Genomic DNA, 24903 nt, shown 5'->3' on the forward strand with positions numbered 1-24903 from the left:
AATCATCAAAAACCACGATGTTATTGGTATAGAGGATTTGCAAGTATCGAATATGTTAAAGAATCATAAGTTAGCAAAAGCAATTAGTGAGGTATCATGGTCACAGTTTCGAACCATGTTGGAATACAAAGCAAAATGGTACGGCAAACAAGTCATTGTTGTATCGAAAACATTTGCTTCTAGCCAATTATGTTCTTGTTGTGGATATCAAAACAAAGACGTTAAAAATCTAAACCTACGTAAATGGGACTGCCCTTCTTGTCGTACACACCATGATAGGGATATTAACGCAAGTATAAATCTAAAGAATGAAGCGATAAGGCTTCTAACCGCAAGGACTGTGGAGCTAGCCTAATCAATTAGAGTTCGTTAGAACTCTTTACTTAGGAATCCCTCACTTCTAAACGAAGTGAAAGTGGGGGTAGTTCAAGTTGTGAGATTTATCACGCATAAGATTCTTGGTAATAAAAAAACCTCACCAAAATAGATGAAATGGAGATAAGAAAGCGCTCACCTATAAATAGGAGAGCGCTTTTCATTTAAAATATATCCTAAATATATATATTTTATTTCTTTTTTATATAAACTTGATTTATTTATTATTTCTATTAGATTTCATCAAATCATATAGTAATAAATCTAATTCTCTACTATAACAAAGTACCTTTTCATGAGTGAATCCATACTGCTTAACAAGCGATATTAATTCCTCTTTTTTTTCAATTACCTGATTTAACTTCTTATAATTAGACATAGTTTTTGTACTCTCCCATCTTACCTACATACAGGTCATCTAGGCAGCATTTTTGTTAGATGTTCTATTTAGAACACAACTGTTTATAAGATTTATTTCCCCTTAACACCCATATACAATAAATTTACAAATATCAAATACAAAATCTATGAACTAAAAAAGTTATATCTACTTAACTTATTACACACCTTTATATGCTTGTTTATATACTTCTTTTAATTCTGAAATTAATGGGAGTTTCGGATTTGCTGGTGTACATTGATCTTCAAATGCTCTTTCCGATAAGACATCCACAACATTTTCAAATGCCTCTTGTTTTACCCCTTGTCCTGCAATGCTCATATTAATATTCAATTCTTTTCCAAGGCTAATAATTGCTTGTACAAGAGATTCCACACCTTCTTCTACTGTACTTGCTGGCAGCCCCAATGTTCTTGCAATATGTGCATAACGTTCATCTGCCACAAAATGCTCATATTTTGGGAACAATGCGTGTTTTCTCGGCTTAATAGCATTATATCGAATTACATGCGGCATTAAGATTGCGTTAGCGCGTCCATGTGGAATGTGAAATTCTGGTCCAAGCTTATGTGCCAAACTATGATTAATACCAAGAAATGCATTTGCAAAAGCCATACCTGCAATTGCAGAAGCATTATGCATTTTCTCACGCGCTTCTTCATCATTTCCATTTTTATATGCTCTTGGTAAATATTTAAATACTAGATCAATAGCTTTTAAGGCCAATCCATCTGTATAGTCATTTGCCATAATAGACACATATGCTTCAACCGCATGTGTTAACACATCCATACCAGTATCTGCTGTTACATGAGGTGGCACTGTCATTACAAACTGTGGATCAATAATCGCTACATTTGGTGTTAATTCATAATCAGCAAGTGGATATTTTATATTATTTTTTTTATCTGTAATAACCGCGAATGGTGTCACTTCTGAACCCGTTCCTGATGTTGTTGGAATCGCAACAAATTGTGCTTTTTGCCCTAGTGTTGGAAATTTACATGTACGTTTTCTAATATCTAAAAACTTTTGTTTAATTCCAAAGAATTTTGTTTCTGGGTATTCATAAAATAGCCACATTCCTTTTGCTGCATCCATTGCTGAACCTCCGCCCAATGCAATAATTACATCAGGTTTGAAACTTCTCATCATCTCAGCACCCTTGAAAACAGTTTCATCTGATGGATCTGGTTCTACCTCTGAGAAAACACCTACTTTTACATCATTTAAATGTTGCTGTAAGTAATGTGTAACTGTATCGACATATCCTAGTTCTACCATTCCTGGATCCGTTACAATGAATGCTCGTGAAATGTTTGGCATCTTAGCTAAATACTGTGTCGCATGTTTTTCAAAAAAAACCTTTGGGGGTAATTTGAACCATTGCATGTTATTTTTTCTATTTGCCAAACGCTTTACATTTATTAAATGTGTAGCTGTTACATTTTGAGACACAGAATTCTTACCGTATGATCCACATCCTAAAGTTAAAGATGGAATAAATGCGTTGTAAATATCACCAATTCCACCTTGAGATGACGGTGAGTTTACAATAAGACGACAAGCTTTCATTCTTAATCCAAATTGTTTTTGTACTTCTTTATTTGTGGAATGGATAACCGCTGAATGCCCTAAGCCACCCAGATTTAACATTTCCTCACAGTATTTAAATCCTTCCTCACGTGAATTTGCTTTGATACAAGCTAATACTGGACTCAATTTTTCACGTGATAGTGGATATTCTGCACCTACGCCCTTAATTTCAGCTACAAGTATTTTTGTATCCTCTGGTACCTTAATCCCTACTAATGATGCAATATAGTGTGCTGATTTCCCAACAATATCACTATTTACCGCACATGTATTTTCATTAATAACAAGCTTCTCTAATTTTATTCTCTCTTCTTCTGTAACAAAGTAACAGTTGTTGTCCTGCATTTCTTTTTTTACACCATTATAGATTTCTTTATCTACAATGATTGCTTGCTCAGAGGCACAAATCATACCATTATCAAATGTTTTTGATAAAATTAAATCATTTACAGCTCGTTTTACATGTGCTGATTTCTCTAAATAACAAGGTACATTCCCAGGTCCTACTCCTAAGGCCGGTTTCCCTGTAGAATATGCTGATTTGACCATTCCAGCGCCTCCGGTTGCAAGGACAAGTGCAACCCCCTCATGGTTCATTAATCTTTTTGTTGCCTCAACAGAAGGTTTTTCGATCCATTGAATGCAATTCTCTGGTGCCCCTGCCTTAATTGCAGCATCTCTTAAGATTTTAGCCGCTGCAACAGAGCACTTCTGAGCAGATGGATGAAAAGCAAATATAATTGGGTTTCTTGTCTTCATTGCAATAATTGCTTTAAACATAGTAGTTGAAGTAGGATTCGTTACTGGTGTCACACCAGCAACTACACCCACAGGTTCGGCAATTTCAATGACTTCTTCATGTGGATCTTCATGGATAATTCCTACAGTTTTATCTTTTTTTATGCTATGCCAAATATATTCAGTCGCAAATATATTTTTTGTACATTTATCCTCATACACACCTCGACCAGTTTCCTCAACCGCCATTTTTGCTAATGGCATATGTTGATCTAATCCAGATAGTGCCATTTCATGAACAATATGATCTACTTGCTCTTGCGTATAAGATTCTAGCGCTTTTAGTGCTTCTTTTCCATTTTCAACTAAACTATTAACAACTTCCTGTACTTCATTTTCATCTTTAATTCCTACGTTGACCATTGCTTGTACTTCTTTTTCATCTGTCTTGTTTGTCATATTAAAGCCTCCAGATCACTATAAAAATAGATTCAAAATGTTGGAACTTATTGTTTTTGTCTTGCATATTAAGAAAAGCTCAAATCATGTGAAGCATTTCACAAATAATAATGCGAAATTTTCAACTACTCCTACTATACATGAAATGACTAAATATTTTTGTGTATTTTTTGTGAAGTATTTCACAAATATTTATAATGATTCTAATCAATAATTACTTATTTACACAATCAATATATACAATTACATTCTCAGTAGTATTATTTCTCAATTCAATGTATACCTCAGCATTGAAATACAATATTTGTTGATGCCTTAATATCTCGATTTCATTATCAATTATAACCATTGTTTCACCAAAAACTGCATACATACATATATCCTTGTTCAAATATTTTGGTATGACAACACTACCTGATGGATTAATAAAAAAAAATGTTGGAAATGTATTTTCAGTTTTATTAATAATTGTTTTGAACACCTCATCATTTAATCCCATAGGTGTTACATTTTTTAGTTGCATACATATCACTCCTATTCATGTATAAAAAATTAAATAAAGTATAATAAATATATAATCTATTTTTACAAACTTATAGCTATGATCTCGACTTTGCCTATAAGTTTATAACTATTAATTTCCTAAGGCAACAGTAATTCATCTCCTTGTAAAGAGATATTAATTCGTTTTAGTACGTATATCTCTTTGTTGTGGTAACTCTACTAAAGAAAATATTTAACACTTATATGTAATTTATCTATTATTATTCAATGTGTATAGTGGCTAGAACTTTTTATTAATAAATTCTAAAAATAATAGTATATATAATACAAATAATTTTTTTATTTAAAAATATATTTGTTGTCCCCATCCTATCTGAAATATTCCCCCTTATCTAAAAATCTTATATAAATATATATCTTATATATATTAAAAATATAAAGATAAAACTTATATAGGTTCATAAAATATAGAATTAAGCTTGCTATGACAATGTTTTTAACATGCCCTACTGTAAAAAATCATAAATGGTATGTAATGGGAGTGTAAAAATAGACTTTGTCGTACTATCCTTTCTACATAAAATCATAAAATAATATCACTATTCCTACATAAAAAGTGAAGAAAAATAATACAAAAACTAGTATATTTATTCTATTGTAAATAAGAAGATATTCTCAATATTTGTCCCCAATTTGTAGTCATCTGTACACAATCTATACACATTAATCATTATTTAATCCACTTAATTCAGTTATTCATATTTAATCACATAAAACTTGATGAATTTTAGTAGACTTACTTATAGAATCCTTATATAGCAACAATAGTACGATACATTTATTCACAAATGATCCTTTTTATAAACATATCCACTCAAAATATACTTTTTCTTATGATTTTATGTAGAGTAAATTCTCTATTTATATAGGAATTGGATGTATTTTTACGTTACTATTGTGGAAATTAAGAATGATGAATAACATTTATTGTATAGAAGTGCATAAAAAAAGATTCTATTTTCAATAGAATCTTTTAGAAAAGTATATAAATGTGTCTAATAGAAAGACTTTGAATGATAGAGGCAACACGAATAGCCCTCTATTTTGATTTTTTTCAAATATAGAGAGCTAAAAATGATTACATTTCTTCCATTACTTTTAATACCTGTTCAGTTGATGTTACTTGAATTCCAGCACGTATCAGCTGTTCTAAGGCACGTATAAAGGTAATTAAATTTATGCTACCAGGTACTTCAATTACCCGTAGCTTTTCTTTTGGTAATTTATCTATCTTTTCAATGAACAATTCACGTACATCACTAGGAATAAAGCGTTCTTTATGTCCTTTTACTTTTAGAAGTTCACGTATTTCTATTTCTAAAGCCATATAAGCATTTAGATTTGCACCTTGTTCATAAGCGTATTTTCTAAATAATGTCTCTTCTTGATATCTTAGATAATTACGATGGTAAGATTCCTCTGTAACAGGTACGGCAAATTTGTAATTTAATAACTCAAATGTTTTACGGAACAGCTTCTTAATACTTCGGCGAGAGTACATAGAGAAATGCAATCCGAAATCAAATATAGCTTGTTCTTTTTCTTTTGCTGGGACGTACTGTGTAATAAGAGGATAAATCCCTTCTTTAGCTGCAGTATCAAGAATATGATACTGTGATGTTTGGTTTAGTAATTTTTTTAGCGTATATACTAACTTACTTGGATATTTTTCAGTGCGATCAATCATGTCACGCAAACTATGTATTACACTACGAATTTGTCGATGACAGGTATTTTTAAGAACATGAATAAATTTATTCATGTCTCGTGTAAATTCACCAATATGCATTTCTTGTAGTGTAGATTCAATAAATCGAGCTTTACGTGCATACGTAACCTTTGGAGTAAAAGGATCACGATACTGTAATTCTCCTGATTCTTTTCCACATAAGAAGTCTGAATGAATAGATAAAAATAAAGTCGTGTATTTTTTCTTGTTTTGAACCCCTTTTTGTAGTTTACAGATTTTGAATAGTGGAGTCCCTGTACAAGACAATACAGTGGTTAATTCTTTCATAACTGCACGAATTTGATGTGGATACTTCTTATGTAAAAAGCGGTACATCCCACCAAAGTGAGTCTTATTACCCCTTTCATCCTGTTTGTCTAAAGAACGTTTTAATGTAGTTTCTCTATGCTGTTGCATAGCAATATCTAAGAATAGCTTCTTAGATGCTACTGAAAGTTCAAAGAAAGCCTTTGTAAAGACTACAGGACTAATGTATACATAAGGATTTGCTTTTTCTGTTTCTTCATTCATAAAATGAGTTATTTTAATTGTGTATCGACTATCTAATTCATTTTCTATTGTAATAATGTTATGTAGGCTTAATTTTTTTAATGCAATATAGAATTGAGAATGCTGTATACATGCCAATTCTTCTTTGTATTGCTTATAGTCTTCCCAAAGCATATGTACTGTTACGTTTGGAATAATACCATTCGTATAGCATTTTTTATGTAGGTAAAGAAATACTTCAAGATCTGCATTAGTAATACCATACAATTTATGTTTTCTTCCCATTGTCTTTGAAATAGTATGACGTGAAAAAGATGGCTTTGCTTGTGCGACAAATCCATCGATATCCGCAATACGTTCTTCATACGACATTTGATTAATAATATCTTCAAGGTATGTATCTTTATAGCTATAGTATTTTCCTTCCAATGCATCAACAAGTGCTTGCCAAGATTTTAATGTAACTATAACTGCATTAGTAGATTGTCCATTTAGACTACGTTGATTACGAATAACAAATGATTTGCTCATCTTTTTCACCTCCTATACAAATTAAAATATACATATCCGTACAATATAAAATATACCGATTTTAATTATAGCAAATCAAAATTTGATGAAATGGGCCCCTTTAAGAGCAAACATGAAAAAATGAAATGTACGTTAATCCCTTTCATATCAAGGGGTTTCAAGTTTTGTTCTATTTTTTTTATGGACATGATATCACTATGGATTTTCATGTTCTGAATAAACAAGAACATGAGCTGTAAAATGCTAATAAACGTTGGTCTAATGGGATTGGAAGCTTATTTTCACAAAAATATAAGGGACATGATAGGGCTGTGGATTTTCATATTTCTATTTATTAGAATTTAAATGAAAATCGTTAATAAACATTGATATTAAAGGGATTTTTATGAAATTTGGTGTTAATAAAAGGAACGTGATACCGCTAGGAGTGTTTCATCTTTTCAGATAGAAAGGGACATGATACCGCTATGAATTTTCATGTTCTATAATTCCCTGAAATTTGTGAAGGTGTTGTACAAATGTATGGTATATAAGGGATTTAAGCGGATTTATGAAACAAGAAAGGGACATGATACCGCTATAAATTTTCTTGTTTCATACCTTGAATATAGAAGAAATCCTTTTGTATCAAGGATAGAAAGGGTTACGAAAAAATATATAGTTTAATTTCATGAAACATTTAAGGCTGGATTTTTTTCATGTTTTAATTAAAAGGGACATGATACCGCTATAAATTTTCACTTTGTATGCAAAATTTAATGAGTTTTACCATATATACAGCGAAACTGTTAAGACATGAATAACCTAGCTTTTTCATGTTTAGTCAAAAGGGACATGATATCGCAAAAGAATTTCATGTTTCAGCTAATCCCTTGAAAAATATTGGGTTTCATATAACGTCTTACCTTTTCCAAATGGATACAGTCTTGTATAATCAGTAAAAGAGGTGGTTATAAGCATACGTGCTAGATTATCACTAAGGGATGGTTGGATAGAACTTACTGTATTCTTTTTTATTTTCATGAATAGGAACATCATAAGGCTATATAGATTTAAGTTTAAATCATTCTCAAGTGTAAATTAAATAAGGAGAAGGATGTATATGGATAATGTTCTACAATTGTTTAAAGATGCATTAGTAATATCAGCACCTATCTATAAACATAATGAACAATTGTGGTATAAATGGAATGCTTATTACTTAGAAGTTAAAGAAGATACTAGTAGGATTGTAACTTCGGACTATTTTTCCCCATCATTTTCAATGCTTGTACAGTGGCTTGAACAGCAGCAAAAAAAGGGAATCTCCTCTTTGGAAATATTCACTAACATAGAAACTTACCAAATTGAAATTGATGTGGCGATAGGATTATTTGTGGAGCAAGAGTTTTCAAGAGCTAACAATGAAACCTTGCAGCAACCAAAGGAATCTAATAAGGGTTTAGAGCACGAGAATTATTATGAAGTAAATAATTCTGCGGTTTATTATAAATTAAGAGATGGTATAGCAAAGAATCAATTTGAAGAAGATGAAAATACAAAGTTGAAATCTTATCCAATTGAAACGAAAGATAGTAGTGGAGTTGCGCAACTTTCTTCACATAAAGATGAAGATTTAAGATTAATAAATATTGAAGAAGCCGCCCGTTGGAATACATTGGTTGATGGTGTAATGAGTAATATGGATGATTTAACTGCTGACTGTCTAGATGCAATTACTATCCAATGGTTAAATGAGGCAAAGTCCCCTGATGAATTCATAGACTTTTCATATAATCAGGTATTAGAAATGTGTAGCATACCTAAAGCAAAGGCAAATAACACAGAATATTATCGAGCCGAAGATAAAATAAAGGTTGCTAAACGTATCGCTGCCTTAGCAAGTATTTTTATCTATTTAAATGATGATAATGAGGTAGTTGTATTAAATGATCGAGCTGAAGCAGGTAAACATTATGAAGTAAAGCGAGAAGTTATTAAGAGGCTTTTTGTATTAGATTCTGTGGTACTCTGGAGAGATAATAACACTAACGAATATATGGGGATAGAATCTTGCAGGATTAAGCCAGGGAGCTTCTTATCAAGTTATTTATATGGTTCTAGTAGTACAACGGCACTGTTATCAAAAAAAGCGTTGGAATATAATAGTTATAGACATAAATATCATAAGAGATTGATTCGTTATTTAACTTGGCAATGGAGAATTCGTCAAATGTTCTCTAGTTTAAAAAGGCCTTACTCTATAGGCGGAGATAAGGGATTACTGGCAGTCATGGGTGTAAATCAAAATCAAAAGCCAAATCGTATTCGTGAACAGTTAGAAAATGTTCTTATTGATTTAGAGAAGGAAAAGGTAATATCACATTGGGAGTACAGTGAAGATTTAAAAGAGGAAATGTTAACAAAGAAGAATTGGTTTAAGAACTATTATGCTCAGTTAGGTATAATAATTTTACCGCCGAAAGAATTAATGAATTCAATAGAAAAAATAGTGAAGAAAAAAACAGTAGATATCATACAAGAAGAGTCTCCTGTGAAAATAGAAAATAACAATTTAGATGTTGATGAGTATGAAAATTCAATTAGAGAAAAAATATCATTCTTCCATGTGAATAAAAATATTACAATGCGAGATCTGTCAAAAGAAATAGGTATATCACAACCTACCCTTTCTAGGTTCTATAATAAGAAAACAAAACGCCTTTCAGGCACGGCTAAAGATAAATTAAATCAGTGGTATAAAAGACAAATTATTATTGATAAGATGTAGAAAAAACTTGCATCCATGATAAAAAAGAGTCCCTAAAATAGGGACTCTTTTTTATCATGGATGCGTAACGCTAGTTACCAAATAAATTGGCTGTATCCAGGTCTTCATATTCATCTTTTAGTACCGCTTTTTCAGTTGTTGATTCATTTTCTATATGTGAATCTTTAGAAGTAGAATTTTTTTCAAGAGATGAAACAATCTTATTTTGATCTGCTGACTCTTTTTCATTTGCTTGGTTTTCTTTTTGAATAGTAAGATTTGAATTGTTTAATAGTATACGCTTAACATCATTTAAAAAGTCTTTATCTTGAAGTAAAATTTCTTTTTGCATTTGTTGCTGTATCTTATAATCAGCTACGTCTTGTAATCCGTGTTTATCAATAAAATAGCATACAAGTTTATATAAAGAATCGGCTATATTACTTTGTGACTCGAACCATTTAAAGAATTCTTCATTCTCAATCTTCTTGAGGTTCCAGAAGAAGGACTCTCTTTTTTTGTCGGACATACTATTTCACCTTTTTTCGAGAAAGAATTTTCTTGATAATTTGCATCCCCTTAGCATTCATATCTACAGCGTATTTCTCCGGAATCCACAATAAGTACATTCCAACTCGCTCACAATACTCTAATAATTGATTATACAATTCATCTTTAAAAGTAATACTTCCCCCACCATACACACATAAAACTTCAGCTTCACTGGCTGTATTGTTTACATATTTTTCATCCGTATCTTCTAGGATTAGTTCTGCTTGTTCTACTTTTGTAATATTAAAGTGTGTTGTTGCCTCTTCATGGTATTTATGATCTATATCTTGAAGAATTTGAGAGAACTGTTGGCGTTTAATGTTTGTGCCACGTTCTTGATTTAATAATTTTACAGCTTCTTCTGTAGCATGACCGACACCGCGTCTTTCACCGCTACAAGCATCAATTACTGGATTCACGCCCACTGTGTAGATATACTCAGTTGTGCCGTCCCCAATATCAGAATGTAAAATCTTTTTGTTTTTAAAGAAAGAGCCGTCAATTTTTTTGATTTCAAGTTTTTTTGCATATAGTTTAGTGAAATCAGTAAACATCTCCTCTTCCCCTTCAAGAATTGCAAATAACGGTGGAACACCCTCTTGTGTAATGTTTGCACTATTAAATGTTAAGCTAACCGTTACCTGCTCTTCTCCTACATAAACCACTACAACATGATTCGAATTAGTAAAACGTTGTTCTAAATGTTTAGCGTTTACGGGTGTCCATTGGCTTGCTGGGATAGCTGAAATAAGGTCGACAGTCACATTGATTGATTGTGGTAGTTCTTCTGTGCGTTCCCATTCAAGTTGAACTGATTTGTTTGCAATTAATCCTAGCATATTAATTAGTGGTAAATCATCATTGTATTTTTGACCTACTTTAATGTTCATGTTTTTAGGGTTTTTCCCTGTTAACATTGCTCGATTACCAATGAAATACATTCCAGATCTTCGAATTGATTTACTAGCAATATTCACGAACATATTATCTACTAAATTAACTACGTTTTTTTGGATGTTTGTCTCAGTAACATTAGGCATTGAGTAAACACTTTGATATACATTTTTCATTTTTATGTATTCACCATTGATGTAACCTTTAAACGAATCGTTCCCAATATCACCTTCTATGTCTATATGAAGAGTTTTTCCTTTTAAACTTGCCATTATACATCACCTCTAGGAATTTTATTTCTAATTTATATCTAATAAATATATTATAACCTATAAAACCTCTAGCAACAAGACTTTTATAAGGTTTATGAAGAAAAAATATAACAAAAATATAACAAAAATATAAAATGAATATATTTTAGATATATATTAGATATTAAGTTGAAATATTTAAGTTAATTTTGGGTGGTTGTAATATTTTTATATATTAGATATATTTTAAATATGTTTAAGATATATCTAATATGTTATTTGCAGGAGGGATACGTTTGTCGAAGATGTCTTTTGAAATATCAATTTATTTCTGTAATTTATGGATGGACTGTTGATGATATATTTCGGGAATTTAAAGGATATCTAGCGGAATGAGGTATACATTTTAATCGAGAGAAAGAAAATTAGAATGCAAATAAGATTAATTGCGAATATGACTTATACATACTTAAATAGTAAGAATGGTTAGCCAAATAAACGTTATAAAAGTGTTATTTCGGTGTTTAATATTGTGTGAACGCTATGCGTTTTTAATGCGTTAAACCCCTTCAAATCAACAATTCCAATGTTTTTTATAAACAAATAGCTAATAAAGGAACTTAGAGTATAAGATTAGATGTTTTTGGGTGTAATAACGCATTTAAAGACGGTTTTAAATGGGGATCATTATTAAATAAGTTTGTTTTTGGCTATTTTGATGATATCTATGACAAAAAATACCTTGAGTATGTATTTTTGTTGTATATGTTCTATTTGTATCTGTAGCACTCCTTTAAAAGAATAGAGAATCTATGAAATTTGATTTGAATATAAAAATTGAACAGGATTAATTACAGATTCATATATATTTGCTAAACAAACGCTATTATGGTGTTTATCTGGCGAACTTAGCAGATGAACACAAGGCGTTTTTAAAGCGTTAAACATTGTAATAGCAGTATTTAAAGTAGAATTTAAAGAGAAAATAGTTTGTGAAATGATAAAATCTATAAATTTAATTTTTGAGTTCAATATTTAAAAAAGTAGTTTGGTATATGTTGTAAAGAATTTCAATTGAGATATTTCTATATAAATAATGACATAGATATCAAAGTAGTTTCTACATACTTACTTAGATCATAGTGGCAATATAAAGCTATGTTGAAAGATGTTTTTAGGGAATCCATTGGTAACATACTTTTAAAAGTAAAACTTCTTTTTGAAGCAACAAATATAATAAGAATTGGGATTGGGTATATATCTAAGGTGTTATTCGGTTTGCATTCTTTTACTGCTTTTTAGTGGGAATGTAGTAATTGATTCTCCGTGAACGCATAGCGTTCACGGAGAATCAATTATACTGATCGCGGGAATACTGGTTTAAAGTTTAAAAGTAAGAAGTTTAAATAGACAATGAATGACCTTTACTGCTCTTGTTTTATTTTTGGAATTAACTCTAAATTTGTATGGTGAGATACCAAATTCTTTAACAAAAATTTTATATCATCTTATATTCTTCTTGGAGAATATATTTAAGATTCTTAAGTTGAAGTAAATGCAAATTTTTTATTTTATGAACGTTTTAGAAGTGTTATTTAGGCGTTGTTATTTGATGTTGGCGCGTTCTTAAAGCAATTTTTAGTGGCATATTTATATAGTTATTAATTCGATGTTTTTGATGGGTAAAGCAGAAACTTCGGCTAAGAGATAATATGATTGCAATTTAAAAGAAGATTCTTTTCTTAAACATATGAAGATGTGGAATATCAACCTAAGTTCGGAGAGAAGTACGGTAGACGTAAGCATATGTTTTTTTGAAATGAATGACTCTAGTCCAAACAAAATAAAATCTTCCACAAGAAACAAACAAATGGAAATATCGTTATAGTAGATGATCAAGCAAAAATATCTATAGTAGAACGTAGTTTGCGAAGATCATGAATTTGTAGAATTGTGAGACGGTACATAAAAGAATTAATGAAAGTCTTTATTTCTGTTGGAAATGATATGTGATTAGGAATTAAAGAATTTTTCTAGTTATAAAAAAACTAAATTCGTTCGGACAGTAGAAACTATCTAGCAAAAGCAAGGCGCACTCTTTACAGAAGAACGAAGGATTCTGTAAACTGGCATATGCAGCATAAAGAAGCCAATAATTTTTGAAGAATCTTAGATACAATTTTCAGTAATGTTGAAACTCAAAGCGAAATGGAATGAGGAGAAAGTTATAGTTGTATCTGATCTCGTGTTTCTAATCACTCATTTTAGAGGTTTTGCGAATAAATTTCTTACTTTTAGGTATATATCATAATAGATATATTAATCTAGGATTAACTAAAAAAACAAATCAATTTATTTCATTTCGCAGCTTTACAATATAGTTATAAAAAAAAAATAATATGGATTTACGGATGTAGTTGAAATTTCTATCATAAATTGCGGGTTTCATGAACGTTATAAAAACGGTCATGTTGCTATCAAAATATATTATTAACACTACTACCTATTTTTTTGTATAGGATGTATTTAATATGACAATACTATTAATATTGAACTACGCCCACTTAACAATGTTGCGACCCATTTAATATATTAGATTACGGCTTTATCTTGGATTTCTTAATTTCGTCAAGTGTGGGACGATAGAACGTTGAATCTTTTACAATTGCTATGACTTTTTTGCAAACTATATTCTAATAAAAAAGTAATCTGTACAGTACATGGTAACAAGACAATCGGTATGCATCGCCCACCTTCACATTTTAGAGGAAGAAGTACTGTGTAATAATTTTGAGAATACTACTTTAAAGCAACAATGTTTTTAAATGATGTCACCAAATCGAGGACGTTACAAATTTAAATTATTAATTCTAACTTTAATCTATAAAGGTTAAGTGGATATTTTAAGGAATCAGGATTCTTGTACAATTCAAACGTTATCGAAGTGTTATTTTAGTGTTAATTCCCATGTAAACGCTGTCCGTTATTTCACCGACTAACCCTTTAACTACAGCGTTAAGAGTTGTATAAAGTGCGTTACTCATAACAGGCATATCAATTAATAAAATAAGTATTTAAATGATAAAAGCAAACTAAAATATATAAGGTGTTCTATAATTTGTACTGAATGTTATAACAACAATTCCAACTAAATGAAGTGAAAATATATCGTATTAAATTCTTTAAACAGGAATCGACTTGTAAGAAGCAAAGTATAATCTTCCAAGGGCATATTTTAAAAAATGCCCTAAGTTTTGCTGTGTTATAGATGTTAATGAGAGTGTCCTTCTTATAACACACATTATTACAAAGGTATTAGCACAAGTTTAAATCATAAAAACGAAGTAGTTCATTTATAAAGCATAGGAATTACGAGAATAGTCACCCAACAAATTAAGAAGTTTACTTAGTGGATCTTGCGCCTTAAACATTCTTACAGACTGTTTAAGGCGCAAGATGTTTAATATAATAGGAAGAAATAAAATAGATGAGCGCTTGAGAAACGTTAATTTAACGCTTTGTGAAATGTGAACGCATAGCGTTTACAAGAAATCCCCTTCATTAATATAATACGTTAAGATATATTTACATCTAAACGTATTATGTGATTTTAGGATAGATATGTTTTATTTAACAGTGTTCATAACGCGTATGAATTAGTAATAATGAATGCAGCGATTGTATAATGCGGTTTTATTATTACAGATCTTAAGATTTATCTTAATTGAATGTTACACTTCATATAACAAATACAATCTGACAAATATTTTAAGTAGGCTGGAGATATATGGAGTATTTTTTAAATCAATAAGAAAGGACAAAAAAATATGTAGTTGTGGTTGTGCTGAAATTGTCTTCTACTTAAATGTTGTCGAGTGTTATTTTAGTGATTTCTAATGTGAACGCTACCCGTTATTTCAGCGTCTATCCCTTTAATATCAATATTCTGAGTTGTTCAAAGGACGCAATTTATGCTAAAGCAATATATAAAAATGATAACAAGTGTATCAATTAATAGCTCAATAATAAAGTTGTAGGTTTCTATGTTGTAATGATCAATGAACGTTATAATAACGACCTTGACTAAATGAAGCATAGATTTTCATAATGCTATATATCATGAAATATTTAAAGCGATGTGGTATGAAAAAAAGTAGTTGATGTTAGCTGACGATGTTCAAAGTATGATTACAAAAACATAGACATTAATGGGCGTGTTCTTCATATGGCACATATCTTAGTAGCAAAGATTTAAATTATAAGAGCGATGTGATAGCGGCCTAACAAATTAGAGAATGTGTGTTTAGTGTTTTGAATCCGAAACGATCTGTAAGGATATTAGAAGGCAAGTAGTTTAATACAATAAGAAAAAATGAGATGAGCGCTTAAAAAACGTTAATTTAACGTTTTTTAAATGGTGAAAGCATAGGATCTAGTAATAATGAATGTAGCAATTGATGACAATGTAAATAAAAAATCTAATCTGGCAAAATGAATTAAAGAATACTAGAAAAAGCATGCAGTTTCCTATATGGGTTTAATATGTAGTTGAGGAATTAGAGGATTAGTCAAAACTCCCTAAAAATCGTCAAAGAAAACACTTAAGTAATTTTAGGAAATAGGATTAACATGTTGATATTAGAAATATAGAGTGTTTTTGGAATCCATAAGAAAGGTCCAATAAGATATGCAATTGTGTTCATCTTGGAATTCATGTAAGTAAAATATGTTGAACCACTCAGTACTTAACATCTTCCGGAGCGTTTTAAGTGAGGGATCCCTAAGTACAGAAGCCTAACGCTTTCTAATTTAGTAGGCGATCCCCATAGTTCCTACGGTTAAAAGAGGAATTGCTTCATTTCTAAGGTTGAACACTGTGTTACATCTCTATCATGATGTGTGCCACAATAAAGACAATCCCACTCAAGAATGGTTAGATTTTTAGCATCTTTGTTTTTGTAGTTACAATTGGAACATAATTGACGTGAAGCAAATGTTTTAGATAATACAGCTAATTGTTTGCCATACCACTTTGCTTTATATGCCAAGAGTGTTTGTAATTGTGACCAAGAGCTTTTGTAAGCTTTCTATTTTTGGCACGCCACTGGATAGTACGTATTCTTTACCAATGACATCGTGCTTTTTGATGATTTCACTAGAAAGTTTATGTAAGTAATCAGCCCGTATACTCGCATCATGTTCATGGATTCATGCAATTATCACGGGCTGTTTATTTTAGTTAGAGTAAGTAACATAAGTTATATAAAAGTACATTCTCAATATTAAACAAGAAATAAAAAACATATTATAAAAATTTTTTACAAAACTACGTATTCATTGTTGTGAGGATAAGTAAAAAAAAAAGCGGTAGCTACCGCTTTTTTTTTACTCAATTAGATATGTATTGGATAAAAAACGTATATCTGATTTAATTCCGACCAAAAAAACGTTGAATGAACGTTTTTTTGGTGTTATCTTGCTGTTCTTGGCGATCTTCATTCAATAGTTCAATTGCTTTATCCAGTTTTTCTTGTAATAACTGAATCTGTAAATCCTTGTCTTCTTTTTCTGAGCGTTCCTGTAATAATAATTTAATAATATCTTGGTTTTGCTGTACAATTTTATCTTGCTGCTCAAACATGTAAGAAAATTTTTCTTGAATCATTAAAATATCTGTTTCTGAACGTTTTCTGAGCGTTACTTGAACTTCATTTTCCTCGTGAACGCTATCCGTTTTCTGAACGTTTTCTTCAGTATTTTCCATGCTTCTTGTTGCAGCTTCTTCTAGTTTCCAGTTTTGATTTAAGTATTCTTTCATTTGCTTTAAGATATCTATATCATTCTCATAGTAAATTCGTTGATTACGCTCATTTCTTTCAAATATATATTCCATTTTTTCTAATTCAATTGACCATCTGCGAAGTGTATTGGTGTTTATATCTAGTTGTTTTGCTACTTCTTGTGCAAAATATCCATATTCCAAACTTCACACCTCCATTATTTGTGTGTTAGATATTGATTCGTTCTTGAAAAAATCTTTCCTTTAAGAGTAAAAGTTTTATAGGCAGCCATCTAATCATTTGTACTCATATCAGTTTGTTTGTATACATACTTATATATTAAGTCAGTCTATACATCTAGCGTAAATGCTTTTCAATAATAAACGCTAATCGTTCTAATAGCGTTCATTGTTAGAAGTGAACAAGTATATATACAACATTAATGTAAGTAGGAAATTATTTTAAAACTAACTATTAATATTAGAAGTTTGTTGCTGATATAAGAATTTTACTAGATATTTGCAATAGAATCAAAGCTTTCATTAATAGATTTAGCAATTAAGTAATATTTTTTAATTACAAATGTCTAAAAAGCAAAGAGAAAACTTCATTTATATGTGAACGCTATGCGTTAAAGTAGCGTTTATTGTTGTATTGAAGCTTGCATAGTATGTATTACTTGGATTTTAAAAAAGTACTGATATTATTTGTTAGGTTTTGAATCTCAAACGGGGTTATGTTGTAAGTGAAAAGTAATGAGGATTATTCAGAGTTAAAATGTGTTGTTTAAATATTAAATAGTTATAGTTAAAAAAACATAATTTGGGGTTTCATTTGTATTAGTATGGACCAGATTTCTGAATAATATACACAAATAATTTGATATGAGATGTAGATGTATATAGGGATAAGGGGCAATAAATCTCGACGTTTATTAGTTTGAGAAGGGTAATTGTAATTAAAATAAAGTGAAAGCTATAAATATATTAAAATGAAATTTCGTCTCGTTAATTTTACTTTACCAAATAATAGTTAGGATGAAAGATTTCAAGAGTTGTTAAAAGTAGTAGAACAGATGTTGGAGCAAAATGTAGATTGTACAATATTGGAAGAGGGGGAAGAAGACAATTGTATAATGAAATCAGTTGTTAAGACAGTGTATGAAACGAGTTATTATACGTTTTAAAGAGTGAAATCAATGAGTACGAAGTTTTTAACTTTTAAAGCACATAGACAAATTAATCAAATACTATTGAACAAGATTGATAAATAACAACAGGCCATTGCTTCCACGCAACTGGTAGAATCATAGTTTAGCCAATTGTTTAAGAAGTAAGTTATGCCAAATTAAATAAAAAATTAGGGAATCCTTTAGAAGATATGCTAAGCCTCCCTAAAAAGTGACAAAGAGATGCAAAGTACTATATTTAATAAATCTTGTTTTAGAAATTAAAATAAATAAAAACATTAGAATAAATTTTGGGGGCATTATGGTTATTGTATCAAGGTATTGGAGATTTATGCTTAGTAAATTTCTAAGTAAATAGTTTAGTAAATAATTGAATATACTATATTCATGAGGTGTAAATTTTATAGTTGAATTAGAAGTAAAAAAAATATAGTCCATAGAAATTGTTTATAGTTTTTGAAATTATTTTATTGAAGACCAATAAGGCAATAAAGAACGATAGGAAGACATTACAAATAGCCTTGCTGTATATGTTTTTTTCAGCAAGGCTATTTGTAATGAGATTTTTTTGATTTTAATTGTGCTCATCTAAAAAATTATAAAAAACAAATGTATGACTATTATTTGTATCTAAGAGTGAGCTTGTATTTTGTGCGTTACGTTTTCTACGATCTTGATTTTGTTTAGATTTTTGATTAAGCATTTTTATGAAATGTGCAGGATTACTGTTTTCAGCTTTATTAAACTGGAACCATTGCACACATTCTTCAAAATCCCATCTTATGTAGCGATCAATATCCGGTGGCAATCTTAAAGCAATTGTGTATGCATCATTTTCAGATAGGTATGTTAGCTCTTGACTCAAAATGTAGTAATACGCTTTTTTCTGATCTTCACTCAAATAATCATTTAAGTCTTGTAATCTATTATTTTTTCCTTGTTTCTCATAATTAACAGCAGGTTTTGATTGCTCTTCAATGCCGAAAAAATCTAAGGAAGGTGAAGGTTTAAAATTGTTTTTTCGCATAAATTCAAGATCTGTCACATCAGAATTTTTACTAATTTTGTTCTTTAAAAATTTAGTAAAAGTAGCACAAACATCAATTGCTACAGCCCATCTTATCTTGAAATATTCAACGATTTTTAAATAATTATTATGTATTGTTAAGATGTAAACAGAGGGGGCAATCTTTCCATGCCGTCTTACCTTTATTTGTTGACATACACCTAAATCTTGCAGCCAATTAAAAATGTAATTAATAATAGGTTTTGAAATTCCAGATTTTTTGCTAATGTGTTCTTGTCTAACTTGACTATAGCCTTCTTGTACTAAATAAGATAAAACAGTCTCTAAAGCTTCGTATTTCCTTTTGGTAAGATAATCTTTAGTGGTAGCACCTTCACACTCTAGGACAACACTATCAATATAAGAAGTTATTTTCTTGATTGCTTGATTGATAGCTCCAGGAGTTTTGGATAAGTGATGGATGTGGGGACTTAGTTCCGCTTTTGCTCGACTAAGCAAAAAGTTTCGCAACAACACTGAAAAAACCTCCTATTTTTCCCACTAAACACATACAGAAAAAACATGGAAAAATAGAGGTTCTTATTCACATTAAATTCACTTTATGTTATAATTTTTTTATAAGTGAACATTAAAAAATGTTAAATAAGACCCTTACTATTCTAGGAGTTTTAAATTGGTTCATGTCGCCAAACTAGAGACCAATTTAAAACTGTGTATAGTGGGTTTTTTTTTATGTGTAAATATTTTTAAAAATTATTTCTTCTTTAAAATACAATCTTTCTATCTATCTTATATTGTCATTAAAATAATATCAATCCCCTCGAGTAGCCTTTTTTATCCCATCTGTAAAAAACATTTAAATGTATTCATTCAAACCCATCTGAATTTTAATGTCTTCGCCTTGTGTTTTGAATTTTCTGATAAATAAATATAAAATTTTTATAATGGGCAATTTACACATAACGATAAGACCTTCGTGTTAAAATATTTCTAATTATACAATTTTTGAGAAAAAATTAAGTAATATAATAACAAGTTTTGATTACCCGATCATTAAAGTTAATTATTAACCTCCAAGAATATATATAAATACTACACTATAGATTAAAATATCTATTTAATAATTTATATTGGGTGATGTGTCTTGTGCTTGGAAGGGGGCTTTACATTGGAGAATTTAATGGGGAAATTGTCGAAAATTAAAGCTGAAAAGAAAATAAGTAGTAGACAACTAGCAAAGGAAATTGGAACAAGTAAAACAACAATTGATAACGGACTTCAATGTAAAACAGAAGAGTTTAAATTTGAGATTTTTTTAAAGTTAATTCAAGCCATTTGTAATAATTCGGAAGAGAAAAGAAAAATCATTCATGAATATATTCTTCTTTGTAAAACACCATTAAATGTACAAAAAGCATTATGCTATTGCCAAGCAATGGGAGAATACAAAGTAATAGCAGATATTATAGAAAAGCATGCGGATACAAAGGGATTAAAGAAGTACATAGCGGTTTATAAAATACAGAATAAAAGAAATCAAAACATAGCGAGAGGTCAGCAACTTCTAGATGAGATGTATACCAAAGATTTCTCTTCAGATACAGTGTGTCAAGCAGCCTTAAATATTTTATATATGGAAGCTATGTATGATAAGCAAAATTATAATGCGGTTATTCCTTATGCTGATCGTACAGATGTCATTTTAAAAGAAGTGAAACAAGAGTACGTTAAGAGATGCTTGGAATTGAAATATAAAGAGCGACTGGCTTATATATATTTAATGAGAAATGCCTTAGATAGATGTCGCAATACATGTTATGAAATTTTAGATTCTAAATTAGATATTTCTATTATTAAGGCTACAGCTTGGTGCTGTTTAGGAGAAAGTTTCACGTTTGAATGCCCATATACAGCTGAGAAGTATATCAAGAAAGCCATTTCTCTTTGTGAAAGTATTCAAGTTCCACAAAAAACACAAAAGTATTTAGCGTTTCATACTACACTAGCGCATTTGTATATAGAAAATGGTATTAATTTAGATGAGATAAGATTTGATCTTATTCATTCATCTGAGAAGGCTTTTTTTGAATGCATGCATGGTGATTGGGAAAAAGGAAATAAACTATATGATGACTTGAGAAAAGATGGTAAAAAATTCACGGCCTTCCAGCAGTATTCGTTTTCAAAAGTAAATAATGATATAATAGGATTAAAGGAATCGTTAGAATCTTTCGAATTGACAGGTAACATTTTTTATTCGCAATACGTCAAGAAGGAGCTATTAAAAGAAGAGGTGAAGTCAAGTGAATAAATTTTTAGCGGTTATGTTATATACCGTGATGCTATTGACATCGTTTTTTCAATTAGAAACACCAGATTCACAATATGCCAAAGCGCAAGATACAAATAAATATGTTATGCAAAGGATGGTCGATCCCGGAGGTGGTTAAGCCGTTTAAGCAAGAAAGACGCTACTAAAAAGTAGCGTCTTTCGTACTTTATAATGGTGGCTCATTATTATAAAGCGTAAAAATTTCGTGCCACTAACACATAAAATTCATGTCAAATATGGGAGGCGTTACAAAATGAATCTTAATCAAGAGTGGTTTAATGAAATGATTAACCAGGATAATAATATTTTAGAAACTTATCGTGAATTATTATTGTTAATTGGAAATTTCCAAAAAGAATAATGTATTTCAGCTATGTTTTAATTTATTTTTAGTCTCAATTCTATGCGTTAAATATTTTGCATACTCAATTAACTCATTTTCTAATAATGGTTTATCTTTATCAGGAATATTTTTATAACTTTCATACAAATCTTGTGCTAAACGTTCAACAACTAATTTTCGATCTTCTGTTGTAAGAGCTTCACTATCACCAATTTTATGATTTAGGAGTCGATCAGTACTTACATTAAAATATATGGAGATCTTTTGGAGCATTTCAAAACTTGGCTCTTTCCTGTTATTTTCCCAATTGGAAATAGTACTACTAGCGACTCCTAAAACATCACCAAGTTCTTTCATATTTAATCCTTTAAGCGTTCTTAGAATTCTAACATTTTCTCCGAAATAATTCTGTATCATCTATTTCACTCCATTCATTATATTCACATTAGGGATTCTTATTTATCCTTAAAGTAAAAATAATTCACTTTAGGGATATAAAAGTATCCCTAAAGGATTGACATTCTACTTTAAGGAGAATAGAATGTGATTAAGGGGGTGGGGAATTGACTGTTATACGCAATATTAGAGAATCAAAAGGGTTATCAATTCAAGAGCTGTCGGATGCTTCTAAAATACCTTTGAAAACTCTGTATCACATTGAAACTGGTACAAAAGGAGTTATTGAAAATAGGGCAAAAGTTCTTGCTGATATTTTCAATGAGCCAATTGAAAAATTGTTTTTTGCTACGTACTATCGTGCAAGATTAGAATGAAACAAATTTCATTTACTAACTAAACAATAATTATACATCTATATTGTAAATGAAAAATACAGAAAAGTGATAACATAATTACTTTTTTTAAGTTTATAAATCTGAAAATTTAGTTTTTTTGTTCTCTAAAAACTGCATATCATATGAGGAAGCTGTTAGTCATGTTGAAACTTTCGTGTCGTATGCTACTCATTACAATGAGTGCGCTCCTTGTAGCATCATTAAACCTCCTATTTCCGGCAACAATAAGCTTCCATATGGAAAATACACGTATAGAGAAACATTCGCACAAGAAGGATATTTACTGAATGAAGAAATGTTCTCATTTGAAATTAAAGAAGATGGTCAAATTATTAAGCAAACGGTGAAGGATCAGAAGAAATCGCCTCACCACTTACTCCAGTGACAACACAACAGATTGTTATGAAACCACCACTAGAACAAACACCAAAGAAACTCGAAACGTATCTTCCGACAACAGGCAGTAAATCCGAAAATCCATACATAAAATGGATTGGTCTTGCATGTGTCGTACTTGGCTTAATTGGAGCCGTATTTGCAGTAAGAAAGCTCAATTATGATATGAAAGAATATGAAGCTCATTCTAATGAAGTAGATGAAAATCCGTTAGACTTTGCTATTGGATGTCGTAATGCATGTATACTCGTAATTCCCATTTGGACAGTTGTTTTTTTGATAGGGAGCAAGATATAAGAGACCGAGAGGGAGATGATATGAGATTTCAGAAATCTATGTCGGTAAAATAAAAAATTTAGGGAAACTTGGGGAAGACGTGATGCAGCGCATGAGTGCTTGGTTACCTGAAGAATTGATGCAAGCAATTTCAATCGCTCAAACTGTAATGAAACGATTAAAGCAACATGATTATTGGATAGAATCCGCTACAAAATTATTGGCAGGAAGTATTTTATATCTGGATCAACGGCATAAAAACCTATATTACCTAGATGTGAAAAAAGTTATTGAGTTCACGGAAAAAATGTATGAGAGTGAGGCGAACTTGGTAGAGGTAGTAAATTCGCTCGAGAATGAGCATCCAGCTTATCATATCTTCTATGAGCTAGGTCTTTACTCAAAAGAAACAAGGGATGCGATAACTATCACTTTGCTATACATTCTTGAAAAACATCAACGTGAAAAACAAGAGGAACAAAAAGAGTATTTTTGGTTTCAGTAGTAGTCGGAAGAGGGAAATGAAATAGGAAGGAGTGCAATGCATGTTAGGCGTAGCTAAGAAGTATACAAAGGTGATTAGAGCGTTGAAAGAACTGAATGAAGGGGAAAAGGTTGCAGGTGTCATAAAAGCTCGTTTTGGAGCTTATAAAACGGTCATAGAAGGTGTGAAGAAAACAACAGATGATTTTATTTTCATTTTTGATCCGAAAGGCATCTTTTATGAAGATACCCATCAAGAAAAACGAAAACAAGGATATCAAATCATCAAACATGATTTATTAACTGGTTATGAAACACTACAAATGGATCTAAAACAAAAATCCGTTGTGTACATCAGTGTAGAAACGGAAACGAGTACGTATCAAGAGAGAGGGGAAGCATTATCAAATTTTCTTCAATATCTAACAGAATGCAAGAATATAAGACCGATTCACCTGGTATTTCATCAATATGATTTGTACCCAATCCCTCATATGGAGCAGTTTTTGAAAGAAAGCGCAACATACCACATTCAGCATTCAATCGTAGTTGAATCTCAATCCGCATTACAGCACATATACGGAAAAGAGGCAGCACAACGCATTATCACTTCGTACAACACAACAATCCTAGCATGATCTAAAGCACTCGTTCACTATTTCATCCTATCTAGATGGCTAGAAAACTAGACAAGGGAGAAGCGCTTTTCTCCCTTCTTTATCAAAAATAGGAGGCGTTCATATGGGAAAAGAAAAAAGACTCACATTTTATGATATTGCGGCATCACAAGCTCATAGTGTTAAAACTTTTGATGGAAAAACATACGAACTGAAAGGCACAATCGCAATTGAAAATAGCACAGGAAGCATTGAAAAGGTGGCTCAAATTTATTATCAAGTGCGCTCGGTTAGAGATGAACATCAAAACTTAATTGC

Annotated in this window: 17 protein-coding genes and 2 pseudogenes; 9 read left to right on the top strand and 10 right to left on the bottom strand. The window is 30.7% G+C overall.

The features are described from left to right. The coding region (locus BM089_RS28570; protein WP_139213350.1) for an RNA-guided endonuclease TnpB family protein at positions 1 to 355 on the top strand (355 nt) is incomplete at its 5' end. A gap of 237 nt (positions 356 to 592) precedes the next feature. On the opposite strand, the gene BM089_RS28575 is transcribed toward BM089_RS28570, so the two are convergent. The 4 genes from BM089_RS28575 to BM089_RS28590 all read right to left on the bottom strand — a co-directional run bounded on the left by BM089_RS28575 (position 593) and on the right by BM089_RS28590 (position 6902). Next, complete coding sequence (locus BM089_RS28575) at positions 593 to 754, bottom strand: aspartyl-phosphate phosphatase Spo0E family protein (RefSeq protein WP_090978791.1); 162 nt, start codon at positions 752 to 754, stop codon at positions 593 to 595. 180 nt (positions 755 to 934) lie between these two features. Continuing rightward, a complete protein-coding gene (gene adhE / locus BM089_RS28580; RefSeq protein WP_090978810.1) occupies positions 935 to 3532 on the bottom strand; it encodes a bifunctional acetaldehyde-CoA/alcohol dehydrogenase in 2598 nt (865 codons plus the stop codon). Positions 3533 to 3782: 250 nt separating this feature from the next. After that, complete coding sequence (locus BM089_RS28585; RefSeq protein WP_001176242.1) at positions 3783 to 4091, bottom strand: hypothetical protein; 309 nt, start codon at positions 4089 to 4091, stop codon at positions 3783 to 3785. A 1119-nt stretch (positions 4092 to 5210) separates the two neighbouring features. Continuing rightward, entirely contained in the window at positions 5211 to 6902 is a 1692-nt protein-coding gene (locus BM089_RS28590) for a hypothetical protein (RefSeq protein ID WP_090978793.1), read from the bottom strand. Positions 6903 to 8004: 1102 nt separating this feature from the next. Here BM089_RS28590 and BM089_RS28595 point away from each other — a divergent pair. Then, entirely contained in the window at positions 8005 to 9672 is a 1668-nt protein-coding gene (locus BM089_RS28595; protein ID WP_090978795.1) for a helix-turn-helix domain-containing protein, read from the top strand. A gap of 70 nt (positions 9673 to 9742) precedes the next feature. Here BM089_RS28595 and BM089_RS28600 read toward each other — a convergent pair whose 3' ends face one another. From BM089_RS28600 to BM089_RS28625, 5 genes and pseudogenes are all read right to left on the bottom strand, one after another. After that, the gene (locus tag BM089_RS28600) at positions 9743 to 10180 is read right to left on the bottom strand and encodes a hypothetical protein (protein ID WP_061529997.1); all 438 of its coding nucleotides are present in this window, start codon (positions 10178 to 10180) and stop codon (positions 9743 to 9745) included. Position 10181: 1 nt separating this feature from the next. Continuing rightward, positions 10182 to 11369 carry a ParM/StbA family protein gene (locus tag BM089_RS28605; RefSeq protein ID WP_000157615.1) on the bottom strand — a complete coding sequence of 396 codons (1188 nt, stop codon included), beginning with the start codon at positions 11367 to 11369 and terminating at the stop codon, positions 10182 to 10184. Between the two features lie 4788 nt (positions 11370 to 16157). Next, positions 16158 to 16583: pseudogene (locus BM089_RS31660) on the bottom strand (zinc ribbon domain-containing protein); the annotation flags it as partial. Between the two features lie 193 nt (positions 16584 to 16776). Continuing rightward, positions 16777 to 17331 carry a MerR family transcriptional regulator gene (locus BM089_RS28620; protein ID WP_090978799.1) on the bottom strand — a complete coding sequence of 185 codons (555 nt, stop codon included), beginning with the start codon at positions 17329 to 17331 and terminating at the stop codon, positions 16777 to 16779. Positions 17332 to 18891: 1560 nt separating this feature from the next. After that, positions 18892 to 19860, bottom strand: a complete 969-nt coding sequence (locus tag BM089_RS28625) for a Replicase RepFR55 (protein ID WP_090978801.1) — start codon at positions 19858 to 19860, stop codon at positions 18892 to 18894. Positions 19861 to 20524: 664 nt separating this feature from the next. Between BM089_RS28625 and BM089_RS28630 the strand changes: the two genes are divergently transcribed. Together BM089_RS28630 and BM089_RS31275 are read left to right on the top strand one after the other, a co-directional pair. Further along, a complete protein-coding gene (locus BM089_RS28630; RefSeq protein WP_090978812.1) occupies positions 20525 to 21655 on the top strand; it encodes an AimR family lysis-lysogeny pheromone receptor in 1131 nt (376 codons plus the stop codon). Continuing rightward, a complete protein-coding gene (locus tag BM089_RS31275; protein ID WP_175495710.1) occupies positions 21648 to 21794 on the top strand; it encodes a hypothetical protein in 147 nt (48 codons plus the stop codon). Before BM089_RS28630 ends, BM089_RS31275 begins: the two co-directional genes overlap by 8 nt. A 249-nt stretch (positions 21795 to 22043) precedes the next feature. Here the strand turns inward: BM089_RS31275 and BM089_RS28635 are convergent, their stop codons facing one another. Then, on the bottom strand, positions 22044 to 22436 hold the full coding sequence (locus tag BM089_RS28635) for a helix-turn-helix transcriptional regulator (RefSeq protein ID WP_090978803.1): 393 nt from the start codon (positions 22434 to 22436) through the stop codon (positions 22044 to 22046). A 146-nt stretch (positions 22437 to 22582) separates the two neighbouring features. Here BM089_RS28635 and BM089_RS28640 point away from each other — a divergent pair, with 146 nt between their 5' ends. The 5 genes and pseudogenes from BM089_RS28640 to BM089_RS28660 all read left to right on the top strand — a co-directional run. Next, on the top strand, positions 22583 to 22792 hold the full coding sequence (locus BM089_RS28640; RefSeq protein ID WP_090978805.1) for a helix-turn-helix transcriptional regulator: 210 nt from the start codon (positions 22583 to 22585) through the stop codon (positions 22790 to 22792). Positions 22793 to 22904: 112 nt separating this feature from the next. Continuing rightward, positions 22905 to 23359 (top strand): annotated as a pseudogene (locus BM089_RS30845) (prealbumin-like fold domain-containing protein); the annotation flags it as partial. 172 nt (positions 23360 to 23531) lie between these two features. Beyond that, positions 23532 to 23990, top strand: coding sequence for a type IV secretory system conjugative DNA transfer family protein (locus tag BM089_RS28650; RefSeq protein WP_090978807.1), 459 nt, complete (start codon positions 23532 to 23534; stop codon positions 23988 to 23990). A 40-nt stretch (positions 23991 to 24030) separates the two neighbouring features. Beyond that, complete coding sequence (locus tag BM089_RS28655; RefSeq protein ID WP_065486252.1) at positions 24031 to 24606, top strand: TraM recognition domain-containing protein; 576 nt, start codon at positions 24031 to 24033, stop codon at positions 24604 to 24606. A gap of 103 nt (positions 24607 to 24709) precedes the next feature. Then, positions 24710 to 24903 (top strand): hypothetical protein (locus BM089_RS28660; protein WP_090978809.1); only part of this gene is annotated, 194 nt, incomplete at its 3' end.

It is taken from the genome of Bacillus sp. 5mfcol3.1 (assembly GCF_900114335.1).
GTDB classification, from domain to species: Bacteria; Bacillota; Bacilli; order Bacillales; family Bacillaceae_G; genus Bacillus_A; species Bacillus_A thuringiensis_S.